30 protein-coding genes are annotated in these 24582 nt (G+C 72.7%); 14 read left to right on the top strand and 16 right to left on the bottom strand.

All coding sequences use genetic code 11. From position 1 onward, the window contains the following. Nucleotides 1–64: 64 nt before the first annotated feature. Nucleotides 65–1483 (bottom strand): MFS transporter, encoded by a 1419-nt coding sequence (locus tag ACIQK6_RS26745; RefSeq protein WP_329108246.1) that lies wholly within the window; start codon nt 1481–1483, stop codon nt 65–67. 160 nt (nt 1484–1643) lie between these two features. Here ACIQK6_RS26745 and ACIQK6_RS26740 point away from each other — a divergent pair, with 160 nt between their 5' ends. Continuing rightward, nucleotides 1644–2516 carry a helix-turn-helix transcriptional regulator gene (locus tag ACIQK6_RS26740; RefSeq protein ID WP_329106508.1) on the top strand — a complete coding sequence of 291 codons (873 nt, stop codon included), beginning with the start codon at nt 1644–1646 and terminating at the stop codon, nt 2514–2516. Nucleotides 2517–2787: 271 nt separating this feature from the next. Here the strand turns inward: ACIQK6_RS26740 and lgt are convergent, their stop codons facing one another. The 6 genes from lgt to ACIQK6_RS26710 form a co-directional block, all read right to left on the bottom strand. Beyond that, nucleotides 2788–3693, bottom strand: coding sequence for a prolipoprotein diacylglyceryl transferase (gene lgt / locus ACIQK6_RS26735; protein WP_329106506.1), 906 nt, complete (start codon nt 3691–3693; stop codon nt 2788–2790). 2 nt (nt 3694–3695) lie between these two features. After that, complete coding sequence (locus ACIQK6_RS26730) at nt 3696–3839, bottom strand: hypothetical protein (RefSeq protein ID WP_402695603.1); 144 nt, start codon at nt 3837–3839, stop codon at nt 3696–3698. Next, nucleotides 3836–4384, bottom strand: coding sequence for a TetR/AcrR family transcriptional regulator (locus ACIQK6_RS26725; protein ID WP_329106503.1), 549 nt, complete (start codon nt 4382–4384; stop codon nt 3836–3838). The genes ACIQK6_RS26730 and ACIQK6_RS26725 overlap by 4 nt, the downstream gene beginning before the upstream one ends. Nucleotides 4385–4778: 394 nt before the next feature. Next, nucleotides 4779–5129: a hypothetical protein gene (locus ACIQK6_RS26720; RefSeq protein WP_402695602.1), complete on the bottom strand. Its 351-nt coding sequence runs from the start codon at nt 5127–5129 to the stop codon at nt 4779–4781. 89 nt (nt 5130–5218) lie between these two features. Then, nucleotides 5219–5620 (bottom strand): hypothetical protein, encoded by a 402-nt coding sequence (locus ACIQK6_RS26715; protein ID WP_329106499.1) that lies wholly within the window; start codon nt 5618–5620, stop codon nt 5219–5221. Nucleotides 5621–5661: 41 nt separating this feature from the next. Further along, a complete protein-coding gene (locus ACIQK6_RS26710) occupies nt 5662–6105 on the bottom strand; it encodes a MarR family transcriptional regulator (protein ID WP_329106497.1) in 444 nt (147 codons plus the stop codon). A gap of 123 nt (nt 6106–6228) precedes the next feature. Here ACIQK6_RS26710 and ACIQK6_RS26705 point away from each other — a divergent pair, with 123 nt between their 5' ends. Beyond that, nucleotides 6229–6621 (top strand): nuclear transport factor 2 family protein, encoded by a 393-nt coding sequence (locus ACIQK6_RS26705; protein ID WP_329106495.1) that lies wholly within the window; start codon nt 6229–6231, stop codon nt 6619–6621. 81 nt (nt 6622–6702) lie between these two features. Here the strand turns inward: ACIQK6_RS26705 and ACIQK6_RS26700 are convergent, their stop codons facing one another. After that, on the bottom strand, nt 6703–7089 hold the full coding sequence (locus ACIQK6_RS26700) for a glyoxalase superfamily protein (protein ID WP_329106493.1): 387 nt from the start codon (nt 7087–7089) through the stop codon (nt 6703–6705). Between the two features lie 15 nt (nt 7090–7104). Then, complete coding sequence (locus ACIQK6_RS26695; RefSeq protein WP_329106491.1) at nt 7105–8301, bottom strand: aromatic acid exporter family protein; 1197 nt, start codon at nt 8299–8301, stop codon at nt 7105–7107. A 170-nt stretch (nt 8302–8471) separates the two neighbouring features. Between ACIQK6_RS26695 and ACIQK6_RS26690 the strand changes: the two genes are divergently transcribed. Next, on the top strand, nt 8472–8657 hold the full coding sequence (locus ACIQK6_RS26690) for a hypothetical protein (RefSeq protein WP_329106489.1): 186 nt from the start codon (nt 8472–8474) through the stop codon (nt 8655–8657). Nucleotides 8658–8719: 62 nt separating this feature from the next. Here the strand turns inward: ACIQK6_RS26690 and ACIQK6_RS26685 are convergent, their stop codons facing one another. Next, nucleotides 8720–9139: a hypothetical protein gene (locus tag ACIQK6_RS26685; protein WP_329106487.1), complete on the bottom strand. Its 420-nt coding sequence runs from the start codon at nt 9137–9139 to the stop codon at nt 8720–8722. Between the two features lie 173 nt (nt 9140–9312). On the opposite strand from ACIQK6_RS26685, the gene ACIQK6_RS26680 reads away from it, so the two are divergent. Then, the gene (locus tag ACIQK6_RS26680) at nt 9313–9672 is read left to right on the top strand and encodes a PRC-barrel domain-containing protein (protein WP_329106486.1); all 360 of its coding nucleotides are present in this window, start codon (nt 9313–9315) and stop codon (nt 9670–9672) included. A gap of 137 nt (nt 9673–9809) precedes the next feature. Beyond that, nucleotides 9810–10736: an oxygenase MpaB family protein gene (locus ACIQK6_RS26675; protein WP_329106484.1), complete on the top strand. Its 927-nt coding sequence runs from the start codon at nt 9810–9812 to the stop codon at nt 10734–10736. Here ACIQK6_RS26675 and ACIQK6_RS26670 read toward each other — a convergent pair. Both ACIQK6_RS26670 and ACIQK6_RS26665 read right to left on the bottom strand, forming a co-directional pair. Then, nucleotides 10715–11023: a hypothetical protein gene (locus tag ACIQK6_RS26670; RefSeq protein ID WP_329106482.1), complete on the bottom strand. Its 309-nt coding sequence runs from the start codon at nt 11021–11023 to the stop codon at nt 10715–10717. The genes ACIQK6_RS26675 and ACIQK6_RS26670 overlap by 22 nt on opposite strands. A 43-nt stretch (nt 11024–11066) precedes the next feature. After that, complete coding sequence (locus ACIQK6_RS26665; protein ID WP_329106480.1) at nt 11067–11921, bottom strand: class I SAM-dependent methyltransferase; 855 nt, start codon at nt 11919–11921, stop codon at nt 11067–11069. Between the two features lie 134 nt (nt 11922–12055). Between ACIQK6_RS26665 and ACIQK6_RS26660 the strand changes: the two genes are divergently transcribed. The 6 genes from ACIQK6_RS26660 (at nt 12056) to ACIQK6_RS26635 (ending at nt 18141) form a co-directional block, all read left to right on the top strand. Further along, nucleotides 12056–12793 carry a helix-turn-helix domain-containing protein gene (locus tag ACIQK6_RS26660; RefSeq protein WP_329106478.1) on the top strand — a complete coding sequence of 246 codons (738 nt, stop codon included), beginning with the start codon at nt 12056–12058 and terminating at the stop codon, nt 12791–12793. Between the two features lie 70 nt (nt 12794–12863). Next, a complete protein-coding gene (locus ACIQK6_RS26655; RefSeq protein ID WP_329106476.1) occupies nt 12864–13805 on the top strand; it encodes a DMT family transporter in 942 nt (313 codons plus the stop codon). Between the two features lie 44 nt (nt 13806–13849). Next, entirely contained in the window at nt 13850–14779 is a 930-nt protein-coding gene (locus ACIQK6_RS26650; protein WP_329106474.1) for a 2-dehydropantoate 2-reductase, read from the top strand. 121 nt (nt 14780–14900) lie between these two features. After that, nucleotides 14901–15413 (top strand): hypothetical protein, encoded by a 513-nt coding sequence (locus tag ACIQK6_RS26645; protein WP_329106472.1) that lies wholly within the window; start codon nt 14901–14903, stop codon nt 15411–15413. A gap of 145 nt (nt 15414–15558) precedes the next feature. Continuing rightward, nucleotides 15559–16791: an FAD-dependent oxidoreductase gene (locus tag ACIQK6_RS26640; protein ID WP_329106470.1), complete on the top strand. Its 1233-nt coding sequence runs from the start codon at nt 15559–15561 to the stop codon at nt 16789–16791. Between the two features lie 126 nt (nt 16792–16917). Next, nucleotides 16918–18141: a cytochrome P450 gene (locus ACIQK6_RS26635; RefSeq protein ID WP_329106468.1), complete on the top strand. Its 1224-nt coding sequence runs from the start codon at nt 16918–16920 to the stop codon at nt 18139–18141. A 21-nt stretch (nt 18142–18162) separates the two neighbouring features. Here the strand turns inward: ACIQK6_RS26635 and ACIQK6_RS26630 are convergent, their stop codons facing one another. After that, entirely contained in the window at nt 18163–18771 is a 609-nt protein-coding gene (locus ACIQK6_RS26630; protein WP_329106466.1) for a M15 family metallopeptidase, read from the bottom strand. A gap of 68 nt (nt 18772–18839) precedes the next feature. Beyond that, nucleotides 18840–20108: a PP2C family protein-serine/threonine phosphatase gene (locus tag ACIQK6_RS26625; RefSeq protein ID WP_329106465.1), complete on the bottom strand. Its 1269-nt coding sequence runs from the start codon at nt 20106–20108 to the stop codon at nt 18840–18842. Nucleotides 20109–20369: 261 nt separating this feature from the next. Here ACIQK6_RS26625 and hemC point away from each other — a divergent pair, with 261 nt between their 5' ends. The 3 genes from hemC to ACIQK6_RS26610 all read left to right on the top strand — a co-directional run bounded on the left by hemC (nt 20370) and on the right by ACIQK6_RS26610 (nt 22687). Further along, nucleotides 20370–21302: a hydroxymethylbilane synthase gene (gene hemC, locus ACIQK6_RS26620; RefSeq protein ID WP_329106463.1), complete on the top strand. Its 933-nt coding sequence runs from the start codon at nt 20370–20372 to the stop codon at nt 21300–21302. A gap of 390 nt (nt 21303–21692) precedes the next feature. After that, the gene (locus ACIQK6_RS26615; protein ID WP_329106460.1) at nt 21693–22256 is read left to right on the top strand and encodes a hypothetical protein; all 564 of its coding nucleotides are present in this window, start codon (nt 21693–21695) and stop codon (nt 22254–22256) included. Between the two features lie 113 nt (nt 22257–22369). Further along, nucleotides 22370–22687 carry a hypothetical protein gene (locus tag ACIQK6_RS26610; protein ID WP_327387663.1) on the top strand — a complete coding sequence of 106 codons (318 nt, stop codon included), beginning with the start codon at nt 22370–22372 and terminating at the stop codon, nt 22685–22687. Between the two features lie 51 nt (nt 22688–22738). Here the strand turns inward: ACIQK6_RS26610 and ACIQK6_RS26605 are convergent, their stop codons facing one another. Together ACIQK6_RS26605 and ACIQK6_RS26600 are read right to left on the bottom strand one after the other, a co-directional pair. Further along, nucleotides 22739–23488 (bottom strand): SDR family oxidoreductase, encoded by a 750-nt coding sequence (locus tag ACIQK6_RS26605; protein ID WP_402695601.1) that lies wholly within the window; start codon nt 23486–23488, stop codon nt 22739–22741. Nucleotides 23489–23643: 155 nt separating this feature from the next. Next, nucleotides 23644–24558 (bottom strand): AraC family transcriptional regulator N-terminal domain-containing protein, encoded by a 915-nt coding sequence (locus ACIQK6_RS26600; RefSeq protein ID WP_402695600.1) that lies wholly within the window; start codon nt 24556–24558, stop codon nt 23644–23646. Nucleotides 24559–24582: the final 24 nt, after the last annotated feature.

The following is a 24582-nucleotide window of genomic DNA, read 5'->3' as shown; positions in this document are numbered from 1 at the left end:
CCGCGCGCGGGCGCTTCGGCCTTTCCGCCCGGCCGCACCGGTGCTCCGTACTCCTGCGGCCCGCTCAGCGCATGCGCGGAAGGCGGAGGCTGAGCAGTACGGTCAGCGCGATCAGGCCGAGTTGGACGAGCAGTGTGGTGGACACCGCCGCGCGCAGGCCTTCCGTCGGGACCAGGGCCAGGAAGAGGCTTCCGAGCGTGGCGACGCCGAGTGCCAGGGCGGACTGCTGGGCGGTGATCATGACGCCGCCGCCCACCCCGGCCCGTTCGGCGGGAACGTCCGACAGCATCAGACGCATCAGCACGGGCAGTTGGAAGCCCTGGCCCAGTCCCGCCAGGGCGACGCCCGGAGCGAGTTCGGCCACGCCGAGGTCCGGCCAGCCGTGGCGGAGCGTGGCCAGCAGGAGGCCGATCCCGGCCGCCTGGACGACGGCTCCGGCGGTGACGATCCGGCTGCCGAAGCGGGAGACGAGACGTGGTCCGGCCAGCGCTGCCCCGAAGAAGGCCACGGCCATCGGCACCAGCGCCAGGCCGGCCGTCACCGGGTCCATGTCCAGGCCCTGTTGGAGGGTCACGGCGAGGACGAACATGAAGCCGCTAAAGCCGACCGAGAACGGCAACAAGAGCACCAAGCCGCGCCGCAGCGACTCCAGCCTCAGCAGGCTCGGCGGCACCAGCGGTGTGCGGCCCTTCCGGTCGGCCCGGCGCTCGGTGACGTAGAACGCCGCGGCGGCGACGGGGAACACGCCGAGCGAGACCCAGGTCCACAGTGGCCAACCGGCGGCCCGTCCCTCGGTCAGCGGCAGCAGCAGCGAGACCAGCGACAGCGCGAGCAGCAGGGTGCCGGGTACGTCCACGGCCGCGGGCCGACCGGCCCGGGTGTCCGGGACGGTGCGCACCGCGAGGACCAGCCCGAGGACCACCACGGGTACGTTGACCAGGAACACCGCGCGCCAGCCCGTTCCGCCGAGGTCCGCGGCGACCAGGACGCCGCCGAGGATCTGCCCGGCGACCATGGACAGGCCCCCGGTGGCCCCGTACAGGCTCATGGCCCGGGCCCGGCGCGGGCCCTCGGTGGTGGCCTGGATGGTGGCGAGCACCTGCGGCAGCATGAGGGCGGAGGCCGCGCCCTGGGCGACGCGGGCGGCGACGAGGGTCCAGGCGGTCGGGGCGAGGCCGCAGGCGAGCGAGGTGACCCCGAAGGCAGCCATGCCGATGAGGAAGAGCCGCCGGCGGCCGAGGCTGTCACCGACGCGCCCGCCGAGGACCAGCAGGACGGCGTAGGCGACGCCGTAGCCGCCTACGACGAGTTCCAGGAGGGCGGGGCCGGCGGCGAGGTCGTGCTCGATGGACGGCAGCGCGACGTTGACGATGAAGAAGTCGATCAGGGGCAGGGCCGCGCCGAGGAGCACGGTGAACAGGCCGAGGCCGCCCAGGTGGGGCGCGGCGGACGCGGGAGCACCGTGCACGGGGTTGGTGGGCACGGAGCCGGTACGTACGGGGTTGCTGCGTACGGGGTTGCTGCGTACGGGGATCTGAGTCACCCTCCGACGATCTCGCAGCCGTCAGACGGGTACCAGAGTGTCGTTATCCGGGTACCAGGAGTACCTGGCAACGGGATGGGCGGTGCGGCAGGCTGGAAGCATGACCACTGTCGCCCCTGGAAGCGATGTCCGCCGGCACGAGCTGGCAGAGTTCCTGCGCACCCGCCGCGAGCGGATCGCCCCCGAGCAGGTGGGGCTGGTGCGCGGGCCGCGCCGGCGGACCCCGGGGCTGCGCCGCGAGGAGGTCGCGCACCTGTCGTCGGTGGGCGTGACCTGGTACACGTGGCTGGAGCAGGCGCGCGACATCCAGGTCTCGGCACAGGTCCTGGACGCGGTCGCGCGGGCGCTGCTGCTCGACGTGAGCGAGCGGGAGCACCTGTTCGCGCTGGCCGGGAGCCTGGATCCGGCGCCGCCGGCGGTCTGCCCCAGCGTGACGCCGGCCGTGCGGGCCATGCTCGACCAGCTGGGCCACATCCCGGCGTGCGTCCAGAACAGCCGGTACGACATCGTCGCGTACAACGCCACGTACGGGCAGTTGCTCGGCGACTTGGACGGCAAGCGTCCGGAGGACCGCAACTGCATGTGGCTCGCCTTCACCGATCCGCAGTGGCGGGAGTCGGTGGTCGACCTGCCGAGTACGCACCGGCTCATGGCGGCGAGGTTCCGGGCGGCGATGGCCGAACACCTGGCGGAGCCCGCGTGGAAGACGCTGCTGGCCCGGTTGGAGGGGGCGTCGGCGGAGTTCCGGGAGGTGTGGGCCCGTCACGAGGTGGTGGGCGGGCAGCTCGCGAAGTCGAAGTACATCCGCAACGCCCACGTGGGCCTGCTGCACCTGGAACACACCAACCTGTGGCTCGGACCGCGCACCGGGCCGAGGCTCGTGACGTACGTACCGCTGGACCAGCGGACGCGGGAGCGCTTGGAGGAGCTCGAGCGACTGACGCGACCGGTCGGTGCGGCGCCCCGCGGCTGACGCAACGTCGCCTTCGTCGGCGCTCCCGACCGACCTGGTCGGTACGGAACCGAGCACCGGCTCCGCGCGGCCCCCGATCGCGGCGGGGCATGCCGGCCCGGGCCGGCCGCCGGTGGGCGAGCACCTCCGCAGCCGCTCCACGTCGTCGGGCGAGTGGGCCCGGCACCCGGACGCGGCTCGCGCGGACGGGTGCACGAGGCCGATCTCGTCGTCGTGATGCAGCGTGCGGACGCTCGCGCCCGCCAGCCCGGCCACGGTGGTGCCGGCGGTCTCACGTGTCCTCGCGCGTCGCCCCTCCTGCCTTGACGGCGACTCCCCGGCGCGGCCCGCCGGCCATCTCGTGACCGCCCTCGCCCTTGGGCCTCGACACGTCCTCGACGCCTGGGTGGCGGCGGGCCGATACGACGAGGCAGACGATGGCGCCGAGGAAGACCACGACCGAGGTCCAGCCGTTCAGGCGCAGGCCGAGGAACGTGTGGGACGCGTCGATGCGCAGGTACTCGGTCCAGAACCGTCCGACCGTGTAGGCGGCGACGTACAGGGCGAAGGTCCTGCCGTGACCGAGCGCGAACCGGCGGCCCGCCCAGAGGACCAGTGCGGCGACGCCGACGTTCCAGAGGGACTCGTAGAGGAAGGTCGGGTGGTAGGTCGCGGTGTCGAGCAGGGCGGACGGACGGTGCGCGCGGTCGATCTCCAGGCCCCAGGGAAGTGTGGTGGGGCTGCCGTAGAGTTCCTGGTTGAACCAGTTGCCCCAGCGGCCGACGGCCTGGGCCAGGGCTATGCCGGGGGCCACAGCGTCCGCGTAGGCGGGGAAGGGGATGCGGTGGCGGCGGCAGCCGATCCACGCGCCGACCCCGCCGAGGGCGATGGCGCCCCAGATGCCGAGCCCGCCTTCCCACACGTACAGGGCCCGGATGGGTTCGCCGTGGTCGCCGAAGTACGCATCGGGGCTGGTGATCACGTGGTAGATGCGTCCTCCGGCCATGCCGAACGGCACTGCCCAGAGGGTGACGTCTGCGATGACGCCCTGGTCTCCGCCCCGCGCGACCCAGCGCCGGTTGCCGAGCCAGACGGCGACGAATATGCCCAGGAGGATGCAGAAGGCGTACGCCCTTAACGGAACCGGGCCGAGGTGAAGGACCCCGGTCGAAGGACTGGGCAGGTAGGCGAGATCCATGGTCACTCCGTGAAGGTCTCAATCAAGCGGGCTGCGCAGGCAGCCGCTGCGCAGGCGGCGAGCGCGAGGATCCGTGCCGCGGCGCGTGCGTATCCGGCGGCGCGGACGGTCACACCGGCAACGGGCCCCTTGGCCGTGGTGGTCACGTGCGCTCTCCCCCGGTCCCGTTCCGGATCGCACGGGCGAACGCCTCGCAGCCGGTACGCCATGCGGCGTCCAGGTCCGCGCCGGGCGGGAAGCGGCCGTCGAGTTCGAGCACGACCATGCCGTGCGCGAATGCCCAGAACGAGCGCGCGATGTCGATGTCGCCGCGCACCGCGCGGGCCAGCGGCATCGCTGCGCGATCTTCGAGTCCCTCGGGGAGTGCGTTGCGGGCGAGCGGCCGACCGTGGGTGATGCGGTAGAGGTGCGGGCTGGCGAGCGCATGCTGTCGGTAGGCGCGGGCGAGCACGAGCAGGGGTGGTTCGACGCCCGTCGCTGCTTCGGCAGCCTCCAGATCCTGCGCCAACCGGGTCATCCCCTGGGCCTGGAGCCCAGCCTCGACAGCGGCCTTGTCAGGAAAGTGCTTGTACAAGGAAGGCGCCCGGATGCCGACACGCTCGGCGATGCGCCGCATGGACAACGCATCCGCCCCTTCCGCGTCGAGCAGTTCCCGCGCAGCGGCCATGATCTGCTGTGCGCGGTCAGCCATGGCAGTCCGCCCCCACGGCAACGGCGTGGCGTGGGCACCCTTCCCCGGGAACCGACAACGACCCGGACCGGAGCTTCGACGCCTTCCGTGCACCCCGGCAGGGATGGGGCGGGTCGCTACCGAGCGGGGTGCTGCTGGCTGTAGCGGTGTTCACGGCGACCCTCTCGCCTCGCGACCGATCCCCTGCGGCTAACAGCGTTAGCCAGGCGTGACATCACGCTAGGGCTAACAGCGTTAGCCGTCAAGGGTCGGAGGCTACCGAACCATGACCGGCAGGGGCCTGAACCTGAAGTCGGCGGGCTCCGCCCGACCGCAGCACCGCGCACGCGACAAGGAGACCCGGCGACTGTGGGGCCACGGAGCCACTACTCGTGGGAGCTCAGCGGGGCGCCCTTCAGCCCAGGAGAAGGAACATGTAGAGGAACACGGCCAGTGGCACCAGGATGGCCACCGCGCCGAGCGCGACCCCGATCCACGCCCGACCGCGGGCCGCTCCCGCGTCACCCCGCACGGCCCACAGGTCGGGGAGACCGCAGACGACCGCCATGATCCCGACGGGTAGGACGAGGTAGACGGGGAAGTACCGGATCCAGGGCGGGAGTCCCTCCGGCAGGAACGGACAGCCCATCATCGCCACGGCAGTGACCCCCAGCGCGAGCGACGCCGCGCCCCTGCGCTCCGACTCCGCCACCGGCTCCTCTTGCGCCTGCTGCTCCGCCCCGGCCGCCTGCTCCACACAGCTCATGGAACGGAGGCTAGTCGGGCGGCGGGCGGCCGCACCTGGGCGCAGCTACTCAGAACTGCGTGAGTAGTCGGACGCTGATGCGCCCGGCCTCACGTACATCGGCGCGCGGTCCGTCCAGGATCGACTCCCGGCTCCGGTTCGAGGCGGGCCAGCACGTGGGCTTCGAGGAAGCCCCGCTCGGAGGCCGGGTCGTGGAGCAGCCGGGCGAAGGTGGTGAGCCCGGCCCCGGCCAGCAACTCGGCGAACCGGTCCGCCGGCCAGCTGGAGGCGGGCGCCACCTTGTGGTCGAAGCGGACCGGGTCCGGTCCGTCGGTCGCGAAGAACGAGACCAGGAGCAGACCCCCTCGCGCCAGGACGCGCGCCTGCTCGGCGAAGGTGGCGACCACGGCCCGCGCGAACGGCTGCGTCTCCAACCGGTCGGCGAACATCGACGCATAGAGCTCGACGACCCCGTCGTAGGCCGCCCCGGTCACGTCCTGATGGTCCACCACGAGGGGAAGCGAGCACCGGCGCCGATCGACCTGGACAGGGCCTAGGAGAACGGGCCCTCGGCCGTGAAGCGGCGCAGGTGTCGGGCGAACGTCTCGGCCTCGCCCGGGGGCCAGGCGGACAGGCTCGCCGTGATGTGGTCCGCCAGGCGCGCACGCAGTTCTGCGACGACGAGCCGCCCCTCTTCGGTCAGGACCAGGAGGTGTGCGCGCCGGTCCGTGGGGTCCGGTTCGCGGCGGACGAGACCGGCGGCCTCCAGCCGGGAGGCGCGGCGGGTCACGCCGGAGCGGTCGACCCCCACGTCCCGGGCCAAGTCCGCCGCGCTGCGGGAGCCGGTCCGGGCCAGGGCGCTGAGCACGGGGTAGGTCACCTCGTCCACGGCCTCGCCCATGCCCTCCGTGAGCCGCTGGTGCAGGTGCATACGGGTCGTGCGCTTCAGCAGGATGCCCAGCGCGTCGGCGATCTCATGTCCGATCTCATTGTCCACGCCCAAAAGAATAGCGTGCGTCGCGCACGCATCGCTGCTATGGTGAACGAAGTGCGTGCGCCGCGCACGCACTATCGATCCGCAACTGCGTGTACATCTCCATCTGCATCGAAAGGCAGTCCCATGACTCGCACCGGTATCACCGCCGCCCTCACCGACCTGCTCCTCAACCGCGACCTCACCGTCCAAGAGGCCGCCGACCGCCACTTCGCCCCGGAATACCGTCAGCGCACGGACGGCGAGTGGGCGGACCGGGCCGGCTTCATCGAGCACATCACCCACGTGCGCAGCGTCGTCGACCACGGCAGCGTCGAGGTCCACGAGGAGCTGTACGACGGCCGCAACTACGCCGACCGGCACACCGTCCACGTCACGAAGACGGACGGTTCGACGGTGCGCACCGAGGTCTACCTGTTCGGTGAGTTCGCGCCCGACGGCCGCTTCAGCCGCATAGAGGAGACCACCTTGATGCTCGAAGGATCCGAGTCCGACCGCGACCTCGGCAGCGCCCGCTAGGACTTGTCCTTCGGATCGCCGATCCGATCAGCGAGGACCCCGTCAGCCGGTGCACCGGAAGGCCGGTGCCCGCAGCGCGGGTCAAGGGCGGAAGCGCAAGGGGTGATCCGAGGGGACCTCCACCACGGCGATCCGGACGCCGTCGGGGTCGACGATCCACATCTCGATCAGACCCCAGGGTTCGCGCTCGGGCGGCCGCAGCACCTCGGCGCCCCGGCCCAGCAGTTCCTCGTACGCCGCCTGCACGTCCGCCACCTGGAGCCACAACCGCAGGCCCGGCGCGGGTGGTGCCTCGGCCCGGCCGGACAGTTCGAGGAAGCCGCCGCCGAGGAAGTAGACGGTCCCGCGGTCGGGGCCGGTGCCGAACTCGCGGTGGACGGCGAGCCCGAGGGTGTCGCCGTAGAAGGCGCGCGAGCGTTCGGGGTCCGTGGGGCGCAACAGAACCCTGCTGCCCAGTACGTGCACCATGGCCCCTACCTCCCCTCACCCACGGCCTTGCCGCGGCCGTTTCAGCGACTTCCAGCGCCGGCGCCGCGAGCCGGTGTGCTGATCGAGTTCCTCCAACAGGCGCTGGGAACGCTTGTCCACGCCCAGCTCGTCCAGGACCCGGTCGATCTCGGTGAGCAGCGCCCCGCTCAGCTGCCAGTGTGCCGGATCCTCGCGGGCGGAGGCCAGCAGCAGGACCGCGAGCCGGTCGCGGTGGGCCCGGGCGACGGCCAGTTCGCCGGTCAGCCGGGCCTCCGCCTCCTCCGCGTTGGCGCTGACCTGCGCGGTGATCAGCTGGGCGAAGCTTTCCACCGCGATGGCCGTGTGGCGGAGCACCTGCCGCAGCGCGGTCGCGGTCCCGGGGTCGAACAGCGGACCGTCGGGGCGGGCCCGGGCCAGGTCGGTCAGCGTCCGGCAGGCCACCCGGAGCACGACCGCGCAGATCTCCAGGGTGTCCAGACCGGTCCGCAGCACCAGCCTGAAGAGCAGCCCCTCCTTGACCCGCGGATTGAGCCGGAGGCTGTCCTCGGCCTGCCGGAGGGCGGCGTCGACCTGGGCGATGTCGTTGTCGAGGCGGCGCGCCTCGTGCAGCCGGGCCGCGGCCTGCTCGAGCCTGGTCGGTCCGGAGGGCTCCTCGCCGAGGTGGTCGAGCAGCCGGCTCATGCGCCGGGCGAGGTCGGTGATCGCGGCGCCGGCCGGGCCGACCCACAGGGGTGGTGCCACCAGCAGGTTGACCAGCAGCCCGACCGCCGCACCGATGACCGTTTCCAGGACCCGGTCCCAAGCCGTGTCCGTGACCTGGGTGACGCCGAGGACGAGCATGGCGCTGATCGCGACCTCGGGCACGAACTCGTCGACGCGCACCAAGTGGCCCACGACCAGCGAGGCGAGGATCAGCAGCCCGAGGCTCCACCAGGTCAGACCCACCAGCGCGCTGAAGCCGATCGCGATCAGGACGCCGACGACCACCGAGTTCACCCGGCGGATGCTGGTGGTGAGGGTGGAGTACAGGGTGACCTGGACGACGAGCAGGGCGGTCAGTGGCGCGGTCAGCGGGAGCGGCTCGCTGCTCAGGCGGAGTGCGACGACGTAGCTGATCACGGCCGCGGCGGTGGAACGCAGGGCCTGGACGGCGACCGGCTCACGGCGGCGGCGTGCGACACGGGTGGCGAGGCTGGTGATCGTTTCCGGCATGCGGGGCGCCTTCCCGCTGCTGGGCCGGATGACGCATGGCGTGGCCGCTCGGTCCCGATCGACCGAAGATGGGCCGCACGAGGAGGGCGACCCGGCCGTTCGCGGGCAGGAGGTGGGCATCCGGGGCAGCCCCGGTCAGCAAGATCCACGAGTACGAGGGAGAGAAGGCCATGGAGGGTACGGAGGACAAGCGCAAGAAGTCGGGAGAGGGGCGTGCGGAGCAGGCTCAGGAGCACCCCGGTCCGGACCCGGTGCACCCCGAGGCCAGCAAGCGGGTCGAAGGCAAGAGCCCCGAGGAACTGAGGCGGCGGCAGGAGCGCAAGACGACCCGTACGAGCGACGACGACGCGGAGTAACGTCGCCGGGCCGGACGGCGGAACGGCCCGACGGCCGCGGGGCAGGGAGCGGCGACGGGGGCCTACGGGCCCTCGTCGTAGGTCCCTGCCTCGATCTCCAGGGCGAGCTCCTGGAGCACCCCGATCGAGGAGATGTCCGTCCGCCCGCTGTCGTGCACCATCGCGAGGCTGGTGAACGCCAGGCTGAAGCCCGAGACCATGGTGTGCAGGGCCGGCCCGAGCGCCTCCGCCACCAGGGCGGCCACCTGCTGCGGGGACGCGTCGGCCGGCACCCTGATCGACGGCAGCATCTCGTTCAGGAGCAGAGTGGCCACACCGGCCGTCGGCGGCGACCCGGCGCCTCCTTCCCCGATCCCCCCGATTCCCCCGGCCTCGCCGTTCTCGCCGTTCTCGTCGCTCTCCCCCGCCTCGGCGGCCCGGCGGATGTCCTGGGCGTCGGTGAGGATGGCGATCACTCGCTTGAGTACCTCGGCGCGTTCCATCTGCGGAGCGTAGCCCCGAGCCCCGGGCCGGCGCCGGAGTTCGCCCCCGCCGGGCCCCGCTCCGCCCCCGCCTCACGGGCCGTCAGCTCGGATCGGGGGCGGACGTGTAACTGCGCCCGCACCGGGCAGGCGCGCCGTGACGACACGGATCGATCGAGGGAGCTGTTCCGCTCATGTCTGAGAACGTCTGGGCCTATCGCGTCACCGTTGACCGCATCACGGACGTGGACCTGTACGGCTACAAGGTGGAGGCGGCCGACGGCAGCATCGGAAAGGTCGACAAGCACTCCGACGAGGTGGGATCGGCCTATCTGGTGGTGGACACCGGCCCGTGGATCTTCGGCAAGGAGGTCCTCCTCCCCGCGGGCACCGTCACCGGGATCGACGTGGAGGAGAAGCGGATCCGCGTCGGGCTGACCAAGGAACAGGTCAAGGACGCACCGGCGTTCATCCGGGACGAGCACCTGGAGAGCACTGACTACCGGCAGCTGCTGGGCGGTTACTACGGCATCATCCCGCCGCGCTGGCTGTGATCCACGGCCGGGAGGCACACCGGTCACGGAGGCGCCGGCCCGTACGCGCGGCCCGGCGCCCCCGGCGCCCCCGGTGCGGCACGCTTCTGAAGTGGTCCGGAAGTGGTCCGGGACCGGACCCGGCACATACTGGGCATATGGCAAGGGCGACGACGGTCCAGCGGATCAGGCGGCACGCCGGCGAGGCGGTCTTCCTGCGCGTCGCCGGGCCGGACGGGCCCCGGAACAGGGCACGGATCCACACGACCCCCGGACCCCGGTGGTTCGCACCGGAACGGCCGGTGCGGCGGGTCCACGGGGACGCGTCGATGTTCGTCGGCGGGCTGGCCGCCCTGCTGCTCCAATCCCTGCACCCCCTCGCGATGGCCGCCGTGGCAGCGCACTCGGGGTACCGGGGCGACCCGTGGGGGCGGCTGCACCGCACCAGCACCTTCCTGGCCGTCACCACCTTCGGTACGAGCTCCGATGCCGAGGCAGCGGTGGCCCGCGTACGGGAGGTGCACGCGCGCATCCGGGGTCGAACGGCCGACGGCATCCCGTACCGGGCCGACGATCCGGAACTGCTGACCTGGGTGCACATCGCCGAAGCGGACTGCTTCCTGCGGGCCCACCAGCGGTACGGCAGGAACCCGTTGGATCCCGCGGGCTGCGACGCGTACCTCGCCGACACGGCCCGTGTGGCCCGCGCGCTGGGCGCGGACCGGCCGCCGGAGAGCCAGCACGAGCTGGCTCTGCGGATGGCGCGGTACCGGCCCGACCTGAGGCCGACGGCGGCCTCCCGGGACACCGCCCGGTTCCTGCTGACCGATCCCCCGCTGCCGGGGGCCGCCCGGTTGCCGTACGCCCTGCTGGCGGCGGCGGCCGTGGACCTGCTGCCACCCTGGGCGAAGTCGGCCGTGGCGGCCGAACTGCCCGCGGCCGCCCGGATGCCGCCCCTCGCCGCTCGCGCGGGCGGCCGGGCCGTGACCCGCGCCATCCGCTGGGCGCTACAGCCGGCTCCCCCGCCCGCCCCGCCCGCCCCGCCCGGCTGGGGGCGGACCTCTCAGTACTCCTCGTCCGGGTAGCCCCAACGGACCTCCGGCTCGGCTCCCGCCGCCACTGCGGCGACCGTCGCCGCGAAGGCCCCCTCGAAGTGCGGTTGCCACAGGTAGAAGCGGGAGATGCCGAGCGGAAAGTCGGAGTCCCCGGAGACGAAGTGCGCGCCGGCGTCGTCCACCGCCACGCCGATGGTGACCTGGTTCGCTATGTCCTCCTCGTACATCAGCTCTTGCAGGGCGCGGACGATCGCCCAGGCCTGCGACTCGTCGGCGACCCGGGTGACGGTGAAAGCAAGATCGATGTTCACTGACATGCCGGAAGAATAGGCGGGGCCACTGACACCGGAATCGTCCCGGCTACGGGCGGGTGGCGGTCACGAGGTAGTAGTCCAGGATCCGCTGTTCCCAGGCGGCCAGGAAGTTCCGTGGCCAAGTCCCCGGCGCCCAGAGGCGGGACAGCCAGCGGTCCCAGCCGGGCCAGACCTGCGGGCCGATCGAGGAGACCCGCACGTCGGCGAAGCCTGCTTCGCCGAGGGCATCAGCGAGCCGGTTCACCGGTCGCGCGATGTCCAGGCCGCTGGCGAACGAGTCGAGCAACCCCGCGAGCCGCTCCGCGGGCTCCCGCGCTCCCTCCACGGTGAAGAAGCTGGTGACCGCCACCCGGCCGCCCGGGCGCAGCACTCTCGCCGCCTCCCGAGCGAACGCGCTCAGGTCCGAGAAGTGCTGGGCCGCCTCCACGCTGTAGAGGCAATCGAACTCCGCGTCGCCGAGCGGCAGGTCCTCCGCGGCCCCGAGCACGAAGCCGATCCGGTGCGGCCGTGCCGCGAGGAGCGGGGAGTTGGCTTCACGGGCTCGCTGGAGCTGCTGGGGGTGGATGTCCACCCCGGTAACGGCTGTGGGCCCGTACTCCTCCAGCGTGAGGGCACACCCGAGGCCGAGCCCGCAGCCGACCTCGACGGCCCGGCCGCCTTCAGGGGCCACCGCATCCAGTACGTGCCGGTAGAGGTCCTGCTCGCTGCGGATCCGGTCGCCCTGCGACAGGGACCGCCCGAGATCGACGGCCTTCCAGTAGCCGAAGTTGATAAACCCTCCGGCGAAGACCGGAACGGCACTGAGATCGGCCGGCCCGTACGTCTCCCACACCTCGGGCCGTACGACCGGGGACGGCTGCTCCGGGGACGGCTGCTCCTTGGGGCCATCCAACAACACCATCCGACCACCTCCTCGTGACGGGGCGTCGTGCCCCGCGGCCCCCAGTGTGGCGGGCGAGCCCCGGTCGCGACAGTGGACCTCGGGCCGCCACGGATCATTCGCTGTTTACCGAAATCATGGGGCATCCTGGACGTATGAACGAGACCCATCCCGGATCGACGTCCGCGGGCTCAGCGGCCCCCGCGGCCCTGCTGGCCGCCTTCGCCGCCGCCCTGGCCGACGAGACGCGGGCCGCGATCTGCATGACGCTGCTGGAGGGGCGCGCCTGGACCGCGGGCGAGTTGGCCCGGATCACCGCGGTGGCACCCTCCACCATCAGCGGCCACCTGACCCGGCTGCTCGACGCGGGCATCTGCGTGACCGAGCGGCAGGGCCGCCACAGCTACGCGCGCATCGCCGACGGCGCGACCGCCCGCCTGCTCGACGAGCTCGCCTCGCACGCCATTCCGGACCGGGACGCGGCGCACGCCGTGCCCGTGGTGGCCGCGCCGGACCCGCTGGCCCGCGCCCGGACCTGCTACGACCACTTCGCCGGGCGGCTCGGCATGGCGGTGACCGACGCGATGGAGCGGCACGGGCTGCTGCGCACGCAGGACGTGTTCGAACTGACGGAGGCCGGCCGGGCATGGTGCGCCGAAGCGGGCATCAGTCTGGCCGGTGAGGGACGCAGGCCGCTGGCGAGTTCCTGCCTGGACTGGACGGAGCGGCGCCGCCACCTGGGCGGCCTCGCCGGGGCGCGGCTGTGCGCGCGGGCCTCGCAGGAGGATTGGGTGGTCCGCCCGGCGGGCGGCGGCCGGGCGTTGGAGGTGACCGATGCTGGGGAGCGGGCCTTCAGCGATCTACTGGGACTCACACCGGAGGCGTGGAGCTGATCCCCACCTCCCCATAGGAGCGGGCATCAATTCGGTCGACACCGAAATGTTGCGGTCGTAGGGTGGGCTCATGACGTTCCGCTCGAGCTCGATCCCGCCCGGCGCCCTCACGGTCGGCGCCGTCACCTTCACGGTGTTCGCCTGGGCCTCCGCCTTCGTCTCCATCCGCAGTGCGGGGGCCGCGTACTCGCCCGGCGCCCTGGCGCTCGGCCGACTGCTGGCCGCCTCGCTGGTGCTCGTGGTGCTGCTCCTGATCAGCCGCCAGGGCCTACCGCCGCGCGAGGCCTGGCGCGGGATCTTGGTGTCGGGCGTGGTGTGGTTCTGTGGTTACACGATCGCCTTGAACTGGGGCGAACGCCTGGTCGACGCGGGCACGGCATCGCTGCTCGTGAACACCGGGCCCATCCTCATGGCGCTCCTCGCGGCCCGCATCCTCGGTGAGGCGCTGCCCCCGCGGCTCCTGGTGGGCATGGCCGTCTCCTTCGCCGGAGCCGTGGTCGTGGGCCTGTCCATGTCGTCCGGGGACGGCGGCTCCACCTCGCTGCTCGGGGTCGTGCTCTGCCTCCTCGCGGCAGTGGCCTATGCCTCCGGCGTCATCGCCCAGAAGCCCGCGCTCTCCTCCGGTACTCCCCTACAGGTCACCACCTTCGCCTGCCTGACGGGAACCGTCGCCTGCCTGCCCTTCACGGGCCGACTGCTCGCGGAGGTGCCCGGGGCGCCGGTGTCCGCGACCTTGAACATGGTCTATCTGGGTGTGGTGCCCACCGCCCTCGCCTTCACCACGTGGACCTACGCCCTCGCCCGCATGCCCGCCGGCAAGCTGGGGGCGACCACGTACGCCGTCCCCGCCATCGTCGTGTTGCTGAGCTGGGCCCTCCTGGGTGAGGTACCGGCCTGGCTGACCCTCCTCGGCGGAGTCCTCTGCCTGGCCGGCGTAGCCGTCTCCCGGTACGCGCCGCGCGCCCCGCGGACTCCCGTCGAGGACAGCCCGCTCGGTGCGGGTCGGACCTGACCGCCCCCGTCTCCTGCTCCCCTTCCCTCGAAAGGAACCCCTTGATGCGGATCCTCACGGTCGGCGCCGGCGCCGTCGGCGGGTTCTTCGGCGCCCGGCTCGCCACGGCGGGCCAGGACGTCTCCTTCCTGGTCCGACCGGGTCGGGCGAAGGCCCTGGAAGCCCGCGGCCTGCGCGTGGCGGGACAGGGTGAGGAACTCCACCTCGCGCCGAAGCTGGTGACGGCCGGCGCCGTGGGCGGACCGTACGATCTCGTCCTGCTCTCGGTGAAGGCGACCGCCCTGCACACGGCCCTGGCGGACATCGAACCCGCCGTGGGCCCGGACACCGCCGTCGTCCCCCTGCTCAACGGGGTCGCCCACCTCCAGGTGCTCGTCGCGCGCCTGGGGGCCACGGCGGTCCTGGGCGGCGTCGCGAAGGTGGTCACCACCTTGAACGACGACGGCGACATCCTCCGTATGGCTCCGCCCGCGGTCATCCTGACCGGCGAACTCGACGCGCGCCCGTCGGCCCGGGTGGACGCGATCCGCGACGCACTGGCCGAGGCCGGCATCGACTCGCCGGCCACCGAGGACATCGTCGCGGCCATGTGGCACAAGTGGGTCTTCATCTCCACGCTCGTCGCCCTGACCTGCCTGATGCGCGGCACGGTCGGAGAGGTGAACGCCGTTCCGGGCGGCGCGGACCTGGCCGCGGCACTGGTCTCCGAAACCGCGGCGGTGGCGGAGGCCGCGGGCCACCCGGTGACCGGGGCGGAGCTCGCCTTCACCATGTCGACCGTCACGAGCCCCGGCTCCCCGCTCACCCCGTCCCTGTACCGCGACCTCGTCGCCGGGGCGCCGACGGAGGCCGACCACGTCCTGACCGACCTCACCCTCCGCGCCCGCGCGCTGGGCGTGGCCACTCCCCTGCTGGACCTCGCCGCCCTCCAGCTGCGCGTCCACGAACACCGCCTCGCCGCAGGACGCCCTTGACGCCCTTGAGGCCCTCGCGGCCCTGTCCGTCCGCGGTCACCCGGATGCCGCGCCCATGGGGCATCCGGGCCGCCGGGCCCTTTGACTGGGAGGTCCGGAGGTCCGGAACACCCGTGGAGGCATGGTGGCGACGGTCGCGTGGATGCGTGGTGCGGCAGGTGCGGTGGCGCTGTCGGTGGTGGCGCTCGGCGCCGCAGGCTGTTCGGACGGTGACGGCAACCCGGCCGGCGCCGTGTCGAGCGCCGCGTCGGCGGTGAAGTCCGCCGGCGAGGCGGTCTCGTCGGCCGCCGCCGAGGCCTCGAAGGCCGCCGAATCGGCGGCTGCCGTCGCGAAGGGCAAGCTCGGCGAGGTGAAGGACGGGGTCGACGCGAAGGACGAGGTTTCCTTGGGTGCGGTGACCACCGACGGCGACGGGTACGCGACGGCCCCCGTGACGGCACGGAACACCGACGACGCGACGAAGTCCTTCGCCGTGCAGGTCGAGTTCAAGGACGAGAGCGGCAATCTCGTCGACACCGTGGTCGTGACGATCACGGACGTCGCCGGGAAGGGCACGGGGCAGGGAACGGCCCGCAGTACGCACAAACTGTCCGGCACGGTCAAGGCCGAGACCGGTACGGCCCTGCGCTACTGAGCCCGGTCCGCCCCCGGCAGCGCACCGGAGCAGCCGTTGTAGTCGTCTCCCCTCGTCCTCGCCCTCGCCGTTGTCGCCGACGGCGCCCCGGGTGCGGTATATGTCCTCCGGGGGTGACCTGATGCCGGCGGAGGGAGTGGGTCGCGTGGAACGGACCACCTGCTGTGTGGTGGGAGGAGGGCCCGCCGGGATGGTGCTGGCCCTGTTGCTGGCCCGGGCCGGGGTGGAGGTGACCGTGCTCGAGAAGCACGGCGACTTCCTGCGCGACTTCCGCGGCGACACCGTGCACCCGTCCACCCTGTCGCTGCTGGACGACATCGGCCTGGCGGAACGCTTCGCCCGGCTGCCGCAGCGACGGGTCAGCACGGTGCAGTTGCCCATCGGGCCGGACCGGTCCCTCGTCACGGTCGGGGACATCGGGGCGCTGCGGGGGAAGTACAACTACATCGCGATGGTGCCGCAGTGGGACCTGCTCGACCTGCTCGCCGAGGAAGCGGGCCGGGAGCCCTCCTTCCACTTGCGCATGAACACCGAGGCGACCTCCTTCCTGATCGAGCGCGGAAGGGTCATGGGCGTGCGGTACCGGACCTCGGACGGCGGCACCGGCGAGCTCAGGGCCTCGCTGACCGTGGCCTGCGACGGCCGCGGTTCGCTGGCCAGAGCCCTGCCCGAGCTGGGGCTGGAGGACTTTCCGTGCCCCATGGACGCCTGGTGGTTCCGGGTGCCGCGCCACGAGGAGGACCCCAGCGGGCTGGTCGGCGGCCTCGGGGACAGGCTGTTCGTCGCCCTCATCGACCGCGGCGACTACTGGCAGTGTGCGGCGCTCATCCCCAAGGGGTCCGACGCCGGGCGCCGCGCCGAGGGCCTGGCGTCGTTCATGGCGCAGTTCACGGAGGCCGTCCCCTGGCTTGCCGACCGGGCCCGTGCCGTCACTTCCTGGGACGAGGTCAAGCTGCTCGACGTACGGCTCGACCGGCTGCGCCGCTGGCACCGCCCAGGGCTGTTGTGCATCGGCGATGCCGCCCATGCCATGTCGCCGGTGTTCGGCATCGGGATCAACCTCGCCGTGCAGGACGCGGTGGCTGCTGCACGCCACCTCGTGGGCCCGTTGCGCGGGGGCTCGGTGGGGCTGCGGGACGTACGCCGCGTGCAGTGGCGGCGGTTGCCCACCACCATCGCGACCCAGGGGCTCCAGCGCCTCGCGCACGCGAAGGTCATCGGGCCGCTGCTGGCGGGCCGTGCGGCGTTCGGAGATCCCCGGCGGGCGAAGCGGCTGACCGAGCTCCTCACCGACTCGCGCCGGCTGAACCGGCTGCCGGCCTACTTCCTCGCCTACGGAGCCCTGCGCGAGCGGCCCCCGGGGGAATCACTCCGCTGACCTCGTCCCGGTCGGCCCCGACCCGTCTCGGCCCGAGCTCGCCGGAGACCGAAAAGCGACGTACCAGGAGGTTCAGGCGGATAACCTCGCTCTTCACAGCGAGGACGACACGCTCCGGGAGGCCCCATGAGTGAGCAGCAGCCGACCCTTCTGCCCTACGCCGACCCCGCCTTCGTCGCGGATCCGTTCCCCTTGTACCGGCAACTGCGCGAGGACGGCCCCGTGCGCCGCGTCATCGTCGCGGGCGGACTGGACGCCTGGCTCGTCACCCGCTACGAGGACGGTCTCGCGGCCCTGTCCGACTCCCGCCTCAGCAGCGACGTCCGCGATGCCTCGGACAGCCGGATCCTGCGGCAACTGCCCGATACGGAACGCGATTCGATGCTGAGCAACATGCTCCGCAGCGACCCGCCCGACCACACCCGCCTGCGCCACCTGGTGTCCAAGGCGTTCACCGCCCGCCGCGTCGCTCAGATGCGGCCACGCATCCAGGCCATCACCGACGGCCTGCTGGACGCGGTCGTCCCGGCCGGTCGCGCCGACCTGGTGGCGGACTTCGCGCTGCCGCTCCCGGTCACGGTGATCAGCGAGCTCCTCGGGATTCCGGTGGACGACCGCCACGACTTCCAGCACTGGGCCGACCGGATGCTCAGGCGGGGCGCGGAGCCGCCCGATCCTGCCGTGGTGAACGAGGCGTGGCAGCACATGCGCGCCTACCTGACGGGGCTCGTCCACGCCAAACGGGCGCAACCCGGCGACGACCTGCTCAGCGGCCTCATCACCGCCCGCGATGCGCAGCAGCGGCTGAGCGAGGCCGAGTTGATCGCCATGGTGTTCCTGCTGCTCGTCGCCGGTTACATCACCACGGTCAACCTGATCGGCACGGGCATCGCCACGCTACTGGCGCACCCGGACCAGCTCGAGCTGCTGCGCCGCGACCCCGGACTGTTGCCGGGCGCGATCGAGGAGTTCCTCCGCTACGACGGCCCGGTCAGCCCCGGCATCGCGCGGTTCGCGCGCGAGGACGTCGAGATCGCCGGGGTGGCCGTCCCGCGCGGCGCGACCGTCCTGATCGGCTCGGCCGTCGCCGACCGCGACCCGGAGCGGTTCCCCGATCCCGACCGCCTCGACATCACCCGGCAGGACAACGCCCACCTCGCGTTCGGGCATGGCATCCACTACTGCCTCGGGGCTCCGCTGGCCCGGCTGGAGGGTCAGATCGCCATCGGAACGGTCCTGCGCAGGCTCTCCGGGCTGGCCCTCGATGCGGACGCCGACGGGATCCGCCGGCGCCCCGGCGGGCTGCGCGGACCCGAGAGCCTGCCGGTGACCTTCACCCCGGGCGGCTGAGGCCTGCGCCCCCCGGCCGGTTCAACCGCCGTCCTCGGAGAAGTGCTGGTAGTCCGGAGGGCTCCAGCGGCCGCCCCAGTACCAGCCGATCTCCCGGAAGGCCCGGGCCACGACCCCGTCGGGGGTGATCGTCCCGGGGCCGGCGCGGCCGCGGTCGAGATGGGTGCGGCCGCTCGGGGGATGGCACGTGCCCCGGACGTCGACGTAGGGGTTCTCGACCGGGTTGATGTCGATGGCGTCGCCCCAGGAGTGCCGGGACCTGCGGCTCGGGTCTCCGGTGACCTGCCGGCAGTTGAAGGCGGAGGTGTTGTCGTCGGCCATCGCTGCGGCGTCGCTGCCGCCGTACTCGGCCATCACCCGCATCCGGCGGATCGGGAAGCGGGCGGCGAAGGCCTTCCCGAAGGCCCGCAACACGGGGGCGACCACGTCCTCGTGGACCACGAGTTCGCCCCGGTGCACCGTGCCGTCGAAGCCCCAGTGGTTCATCCGGACGAGCCGCAGCCGCTCCGGTGGCACGGGGCAACCGGGGTGGTGGGTGGCGGCCAGCTTCTCCGGGGGGACGGTGGTGACGTGCGCGGACAGCGTCTTCACCACGGGCTGGCGCGCGGCCTGGAAGCGCGCCTCGGGCATTGCCCCTGTGCAAGACAAAGCCGTCGCGCACAGAGTGCCGGTCAGGGCCACGCAGGCGAGGCGATGGCTCACCGTTCCACCGTAGGTCGGCCCGGCCCTCCGGGCATGCCGGAGGGGACGGCCCCGGGGTCCGCGGGCGGACGGGGACGGGCCCGGGCGGCGAGGACGGCGACGTCGTCCTGCGCGTGCTGGGCGTCGAGGCCCTGCACGACGGCGTCCACCACCGCGTTGGCTCCCGCCCCCACCGGAGGCCGCACTCCCACCAGCCGGGCCAGCGAGACGTCGATGTCCTCGCCCCGCCGCTCCACCAGCCCGTCGGTGAACATCAGCAGGGTCTCCTGGGGTGTGATCGCGCGCGTGACGGCTTCGTAGCCGCCGATGCCGGTGCCCAGCGGCGGGCCGACCGGGACGTCGACCAGCGAGGCCGAGCCGTCCGCCCCGAAGACCGCCGGCGGCAGGTGGCCGGCACTGGCGAACATCGCCACACCGCGCGCGGGATCGACGCGCACGAGCAGGCAGGTCGCCGGCCTGCGGGCCGCGTCGCCGGCGGCCAGGACGTCGAGCTGGCGCAGGACGCGGTGCGGGGCGAGGTCCGTCGACGCCACGTCGCGCAGGGTGGAGCGGTACGCGTTCATGTCCACGGCCGCATCGAGCCCGTGGCCCATCACGTCGCCGACGACGAGCAGGGTACGGCCGTAGTGGAGGCGGATCGTCTCGAACCAGTCGCCTCCCACCAGCGCCCGGGAACCGGCCGGCAGATAACGGCTGGCCACCTCCAGGTTGGGATGCGGGCGACCCGGTTCCGACACCAGCGCCCGCTGGAGGTGCGAGACGGTGTCCTCGGTGGCGGCCAACTGCCGCGCGTGCCCCAGGTGCACCGCCGCCAGCCGGGCCGCGAAGTGGACGGTCGCCGCCTCGTGGTCGCCGAACCCCGCCCGGGCCCGTACGGCGGTCAGCATTCCGTGAACCCGTTCCCGGTCCGGCAGCGGGACGGAGAGGACGTGGACCGGAACGCCGTCGGCGACCGTCGCCCACTCGGAGAGCGGGTGTCCGCCGTCCGACGCCCGTACCGAGGGCGGTGCGTCGATGTTCGCCGTCAACAGCCCGACGGCTCCCGCAGTCGCCGCGCGGTGGGAACCACCGTCCTGCGCCAGGAGGTCCACGGCGACCGCGTCGCAGACGTTCCGGGACAGGAAACCGGCCAGTTCCTGGCAGGTGATCACCGCATCGAGGGTCGTACCGATCTGTCCGACGGCGGCTTCGGCCGCCCGGACACGTGCCCACAACCCCTCGGGCCCACCCGCGGACCGGGCCCGCTTCCCGCCACGCTCCGGCAACGGACCTCCTCGCCACGGACCGCCGAAGCAGCCATTCCAGCAGGAGTACCGGTCACAGGCGCGCACGCCGCGCCCCGCGGGCCCCCGAGCTCACGGGGCGGGGTAGTTCGACTCCGCGGGCCGCCCGCTCCGCAGGGACGAGGCGTGGCGCACCGGGCTCCTCGAACATGTTCCCGAGGCAGCCAACTTGCTTACCCCGCACGGCCGATGGACCTCGGCGCCGATGCCCGCCGGCCGGGCCCGAGGGCGTATCGTGCCCGCATGCCCGCTGATCTGATCCGCATCGTCTCCCGCGATTCGCCGATGGCCCTCGCCCAGGTGGAGCGCGTCCGCGCCGAGCTCGCCGCACTCCACCCGGGGGTCAGGACCACCGTCCTGCCGGTGAAGACCACCGGCGACAAGTGGATGGGAGACCTCTCACAGGTCGAGGGGAAGGGCGCGTTCACCAAGGAGGTCGATGCCGCGATCCTCGCCGGTGAGGCCGACCTCGCCGTGCACTGCGTCAAGGACGTCCCGGCCGACCGTCCGCTGCCCGCCGGAACCGTCTTCGCCGCGTTCCTGGAACGCGACGACATCCGCGACGCCCTGATCCACCCGCAGGGGCTCACCCTCGACCGGCTCCCGCCCGGCACCCGCATCGGGACCTCCTCCGTGCGCCGGGTGGCCCAACTCGCCGCCGCGTACCCGCACGTGGAATGCGTGCCGATGCGCGGGAACGCCAACAGGCGCCTGGAGAAGCTCGCCGCCGGTGAGGCGGACGCGCTCCTCCTGGCCGTCGCCGGCCTCCACCGCATCGGCCGCGCGGACGCCATCACGGAGATCATTGCGGTGGACACCCTGATGCCACCGATCGGCGCCGGCGTCCTCGCACTGCAGTGCCGGCAGGACGACGCCGAGCTCATCGACACCGTCAGCGCCCTCGGCCACCCGGACACACACCGCGAGACGGTCGCCGAGCGGATGCTCCTCCATGTCCTCCAGGGCCACTGCAACAGCCCGATCGCGGGGTACGCGCGGGCGGAACGCGGAGGGGACCTCTCCCTGCGCGCCTGCGTGTTCTCGCCGGACGGCAAGGAGGTGCTGAACGCGCACGAGTGGGCGGGCCGCCTCGACCCGGCCACCCTCGGCACGTCCGTCGCCGTCGCTCTCCTCCGACAGGGTGCCCGAGAACTGATCGACAGCATCGCGCACTGACCCCACCCCCGTGCGGGTCGGTGCGTCCGGACGAACCCGGCGCGGGCCGACGGCCGGGCCCGGCCCGCGTCAGTGACACGCACTGCCCAGACCCCCGTCCGGGGCAGTGCGTTCGCCGGGGCACCCGGCCGGCGGGCCGGCCGTCCGCAACCCCGCGAGAACGATCACCACGCTATGGCCGCGCAAACGGCCCGGCCCAGGGCAGCTCACGCCAGCCAGGGGACCGTCCGCGCCACGGCGGTACTCCACAGGTCGAGTTGAGGACGTCCGGGGAGCCCGCGCCGGAAGGCCGCGGCCCGGTGGCCCGGTACCTGACGTGACCGGGTCCGGACGGCGCGCTGTCCGCTCGCCTGCGGGGCGGGATCGCCGGCCGGCCCTACCGTAGGCGGCATGGCCCCTGACGAGACGCCCCCGGCCGGGTCCCCCGGCGGTGCCAGCCCCGGCGCGGACGACGAGCAGGTCTTCCGTCGCGATCCGCACTTCGCCGCCGCGCGGCTGAAGGAGCGCCTGTACGCGACCATCGTCATGATCTCGGTGGTGATCGGGCTCGCGGGCTCGGATCACATCGGCGCCGCCGGAGCCGCCGCGACCGTTGTGACCGCCGCGGTGGGTCTCTGGCTGGCCGCGCTCGTCGCGGACCAGCAGGCCCACCGCGTCGTCCACGGCCGTCTGGCGACCGGTCACGAGCTGCGCCGCATGCTGTCCGTCAGTAGCCCTCTGCTGCTGTCCGCCGCGGGACCGCTGGTCCTGATCGGTGCGGCAGCGCTCGGGCTGATGGCGGTGGACACCGCCCTGCTGGTGTCGGTCGGGGTGAGCATCGCCGGACTGTTCACCTGGGGGTGGTACGGCGGCATCCGCATGGGTGGCGGCACGGGCCTGGCCCTGCTGGCCGGCGCCCTGGACGCGGCCATCGGCACCGCGGTCGCCCTGGTCAAGGCCGCCGCAGGCCACTGATCACCGCCATCGGGGCCGCTTGGCGGTCCCGCGCTGCCGCGGGGACGCGAGAATCCCGGAGCCGCCGTAGCGTGGAAGCATCAGAGGCACTCCGCGGTGAGGGGCGATGCGCCATGACCTGGGCTTCGTGGACGACGACAGGAGTCTTCGCCGGACGGGGCGGAGTACGCACCGACGAGGCGGGAGTCCTCACGGGCGACCTGACCGTGCACACCACCTGGTCGGACCCGGAGGCCCATGTGGCGGTGCAGTACAGCGGCGGATCGGACTGGTTCACCGTGACCGGCAGTCCGGTGCGCTGCGAGTCCGAGGAGTTCAGCCGCCTCCTGCATCAGACCGTGGTGGACGCCGTGCGCGCCGACGGGGCCGCCACGGTCCCTCAGGACCTGCCGGAGGAGGCCCGCCGGGTCCCGCGCGCGCCGGCCCCCTGATCGCCCCCGCCGCGGCGGGGCTGCCGTCACCGGCCGCCGGGGGCGGGCCGGTCACTTCGCCTGGGCGAGCCGGACCGCGTCGGCACCGGCCGGGAAGCGCAGCTGGCCGGTCGTGTCGTGGACGGCCCGCCACACGGTCTCGGCGACGTCGCTCTCCCTGGTGTAGAGGTCCTGGCCCATGAACTCCTCCATGGCCCGCTTCGCGAAGGCCGCGTAGGGCTCCGGCACCAGTTCGACCGGCGACTCGCCGTTCGTCGCCCTGCGCCCGAAGTTCGTCGTCAGGCAGGCGCCCGGCTCGACCGTCTTGGCCCGTACGCCGAAGGGCGCGAGTTCGAGTGCGAGGGACGCGGTGAACCCTTCTACGGCCATCTTGCTGGCCTTGTAGACGGCCGAGAGCGGCATGTGGCCCAGCACCACGCTGGAGGTCACGTTGACGACCACGCCGGATCCGCGTTCGCGGAACCGGGGCAGTACGGCCTGTGTCATCGCCATCACGCCGAACGTGTTGGTCTCGAAGACCTCCCGCACCCGGGCCATGGGGGTGTCCTCGAACACTCCGATCGAGGGCACGCCAGCGTTGTTGACCAGGACGTCGACGGGCCCCGCCGCTGCCAGGGCGGCACTGATGCTCGCGGCGTCGGTCACGTCGAGCTCGACGACGCGGAGCCGGTCCGACTCGGGCAGGACGCCCGCACGCGGCGTCCGCATGGTCGCGATGACGTTCCACCCCTGCTCGTGGAAGTAGCGGGCGGTTTCCCGGCCGTAGCCGGAGGAGGTGCCGGTGATCAGAACGGTCTTCATGGTGTGCCCCTCGGGATGGGTCGAGATTCGTGGACAGACAGGCATTTTCCTGCTCCCCGGAAGAACTTCTGATCCCATTGAATCGCTCTGACCTGCGCGAACAGTAGACGTATCCTCGCCTCCCCTTGCACGATCCTCCCCGATCACGGCCTCTATCAGGGCAAGGCCCCGATCGGGGCCGGGGCCCGTACGGTGTCCCGCAGACGGGCCGCGTCCCGGCTCGGGGGTGCGCCGAACTGCCGGCAGTACTCGCGGCTGAACTGCGACGGGTTGTCGTAGCCGACGCGGTGGCCGACCCCCGTGACGTCACCCGGGTGCGTGGCGAGCAACAACCGGGCCTCCTGGAGCCGGATCTGCTTCTGGAACTGGATGGGACTCATCGCGGTCACCGCCTGGAAGTGGCGGTAGAACGCGGAGACGCTCATGCCGGACAGGCGCGCCACGTCCTCGACCCGGAAGGGCTCGGCGTAGTGCTCGCGGATCCAGCGCACGGCCCGGGACACGTGGCTGAGGCCGCTGTCGGCCAGGCCGAGCTGGCGCACGGCCGCCCCCTGCTCGCCGGTGATCACACGCCAGAGGATCTCCCGCTTGACCAGCGGGGCCAGCACGGCCCGGTCGCGGGGCTCGTCGAGCAGGCGCAGCAACCGGACCACCGCGTCGAGCAGGGCCGGCGGGGCGTCGCTGACGGCCATGCCCGACGGCGCGGCGCCCGAGGTGGTGCGGGGGGTGTCCCCGGGACCGGCCTGCAGCAGTAGTTCGGCGACGGCGGACGGTTCGAGCACGAGGCCGAAGCCGAGGGCCGGCCGGTCGGGGGCGGCCCGGGCGAACTGCCCGGTGACGGGCAGGTCGACGGATGCCACCAGGTACTGCCCGGCCCCGTACTCGTAGACCCGTTCGCCCAGCGCGATGCGTTTGGCGCCCTGGGCGATGACGGCCAGGACGGTGCCCGACATGGAGGGCGCGGGCGGATCCGGCCGGTCGACCTTCGAGATCAGGACGCCGTCGACGGCAGTGGTCCAGTCGGGGCGGGCGTGCCGCGCCAGCAGGGTGCGGAGCTCTTCCAGGCACATGCCTCCATTGCAGCACCCTGTGCA

This window comes from Streptomyces sp. NPDC091682 (assembly GCF_044756625.1).
Lineage (GTDB): Bacteria > Actinomycetota > Actinomycetes > Streptomycetales > Streptomycetaceae > Streptomyces.
The sequence above is the reverse complement of the archived record's forward strand: the minus strand, read 5'-3'. Positions and strand labels throughout refer to the sequence as shown.